At 54.3% G+C, this 2,499-nt stretch carries 2 protein-coding genes; both read right to left on the bottom strand.

Annotated features, from left to right (window positions below; genetic code table 11):
* Positions 1-178 precede the first annotated feature (178 nt).
* A complete protein-coding gene (locus tag ACOSYY_RS14060) occupies positions 179-964 on the bottom strand; it encodes a hypothetical protein (protein WP_421663147.1) in 786 nt (261 codons plus the stop codon).
* Between the two features lie 442 nt (positions 965-1,406).
* Positions 1,407-1,952 (bottom strand): transcriptional repressor LexA, encoded by a 546-nt coding sequence (gene lexA, locus ACOSYY_RS14055; protein ID WP_421663146.1) that lies wholly within the window; start codon positions 1,950-1,952, stop codon positions 1,407-1,409.
* Positions 1,953-2,499: the final 547 nt, after the last annotated feature.

Genomic DNA, 2,499 nt, shown 5'->3' with positions numbered 1-2,499 from the left:
TGTTCCCGGCGTGTTCTCTGTACAGCAAAATTCGCCCAAATTCCCCTGAAGTGCACTGACCAGAACTGAGTCCACAAAACAGCACAACGCCGCTCCTGGAGCGATGTTTTACTGTTCTATCAAGGAGATGTATGGAGGTATCGAACGGCTTAGGAAACCGCTGCTCTATCCAACTGAGCTACGGGGGCATGAAGTGAACTGTAGCGCACTGGCCCGTGGATTGGAAGGGGAGAGGTGAGCCTACGCTGATGCCCTCAAAAGGCTCTGCATAGGCGGGCGTGGCGCCCAACGGAACTTCCTCTGTCACTACTTTCCCTTGCACTTCATATATGAGGCAACGGTCGCTCATCGAACGCAATAGAGAAAACAGCCGATGAGCTGAAGCCATAGGCCCTGGAATAGAAGGGCAGGGACAGAGCAATGAAAAGCCCTGCGCCATGAGATGGCGTACCGATTCAATCATTCCGTCCGTCAGCCGCTTGATCTCATTGTCCGTCAGGCCGTCGCCAGATAGCGTTTCAAGGAGACCGGTGATCACCGCCGTACCGGCTTGATAGCGTTCCAAGGCATCGGCCAAACACTGAGACAGCAACCGTTCCAATTGACGCGCGCTGAAGGCGCGAGCCACATGGATCATCGCCAGAACTTTCCGAGGTCGCTGACGTCGGCCGCGCGCCAGTCGTCCGATAAGCAACGCATCGAATGTATGAGCCCCATCCAGATATACGACCGGATGTCCCGACAAGGCACGATCAATGAGAACCTGCGAGACGATCCTCAATACAGTCGAATGACCATACAGCACTGTCAGCCGATCAGATGAACTTAGAGAAACCGCATGGTGGGTCAGATCCTCTGTTCCTTGCGTGGCAATCTTGGACCGTGAAGAGAGCCTGTGAGGAAAATCAGTCGCGCCGGTAAGCAGCAATTGCTCTATTCCTTTTCTCGCTTCTGGGGCTCTCATAGCGCGCCTTTCTCCTATCCACAGCATCCGCCGGCGAAGACTTGCCGTTGTCGGGAGGCATTCCAACAAGTTGGGCAGAGTTGAACCGTGGAGTGCGTAAAACCGTCGATCGATTCCATCCGCCGCTCGACGACTATGCCGCAATCAGAACAGGGGCCTGTTCTCACTGATGGTGCACTATGCTCTTGGACCGTCATGACTCACCACCTTTGTATTCGAACGTATATGTTGATTGCAGACTGTCGACATGAGCCGGCTTCTCTGCTTGGAGCGCAATAAGCTTCGAAAGCGCTCTACCAGTGAACCCGTAGCGCTTCGCTGCAGGCCCCACTGGATCCCCCGCAATCGATGATCCAGTGCTGCCACGGTTCTTTCCAAATCCATCAAGTGGTCTTTCGTTAGGGTTGTTCGCTCTGTGGCGATCATCGCTCCCTCCTTCTGGTTAGACCGCGCAATGCCGGATGACACCGATGACAATCCCTTCGATGAGAAATTCATCCGATGGTCGGACAACGATCGGCTGCATCATTTCATTGGCGGGATGAAGTTCAATGTGGGTATCTTTCTTGAAGTATGTCTTGATCGTCGCCTCGCCATTGACGAGGGCAACGACGGTCTGCCCGTTTTTAGCCGTGCCTTGTTTGCGCACAACCACGAGATCTCCCGGCAAAATCCCCTCGTCTTTCATCGACTCCCCTTTGATCTTTAACGCAAAGGAATCTCCCCCTCGCAACATACTGGGAGGCACCTCCACGAGTTCCGATTGCGGTACCGGCTCGATGGGGGAGCCAGCTGCAACAAGACCGGCCATTGGAACGACCGTCTTGCGTCGTAATTGATTCAGCACGACCGATAGAACACCGGGAATCCTCCGCATACCGGTCTCATAGCGTGCCACGGACACGCGAGTCGTGTGTAAGACGTCGGCAAGTTGCTGCTGAGTGAGGCCTAGTTCTTCTCGAATATGTTTGAGGTCCTGCGGCTTCATAGTGTATCCATTGGTAACATTCTTTATTGTCCCCTGTCAATAGGATAGTTCGGAGTATCTGGAGGTCATCTGTGCAGACTTCTCGCTGAAGGAGATCTTCGGTGAGGTGTGACGGAGAAATATCTAAAAGGTCAAACCGCTGGATGGAGACATCGCTAGGCGCTGTTTCACAGATTCGCGCATCGCGAAGAGAGTGAATCGACCGGTTGAAGGGAAGTGGGAAATGGTTTATCCGCGCGGACTGAGATGCACAGGACCGGTTTAAAGCCGCCCGCGCATCGAGCCCGACAATCGGCTCACTCGGTGCGGACTACATGATGGTGCAAGCCGCTGTTCCTATTCCGTTCAACCCTTCATTCATCGCCACGGATTTGATATGGGCGAATAGCCGCTGTTCTGGTCGGCTGGATCACGAACGGGGCATCGAATAAACACTGAGGCGATCACCAGGCCGGTGTAAGGTGAAGGCTAGTGAGAGGTGAGCAAAACGACCGAGCGGTCCGTAAGTGCCCAACGCAATGAGGATAGAGAACCCCAGGACGGTGGG

This window comes from Nitrospira sp. BLG_2, from assembly GCF_049222245.1.
The sequence above is the reverse complement of the archived record's forward strand: the minus strand, read 5'-3'. Positions and strand labels throughout refer to the sequence as shown.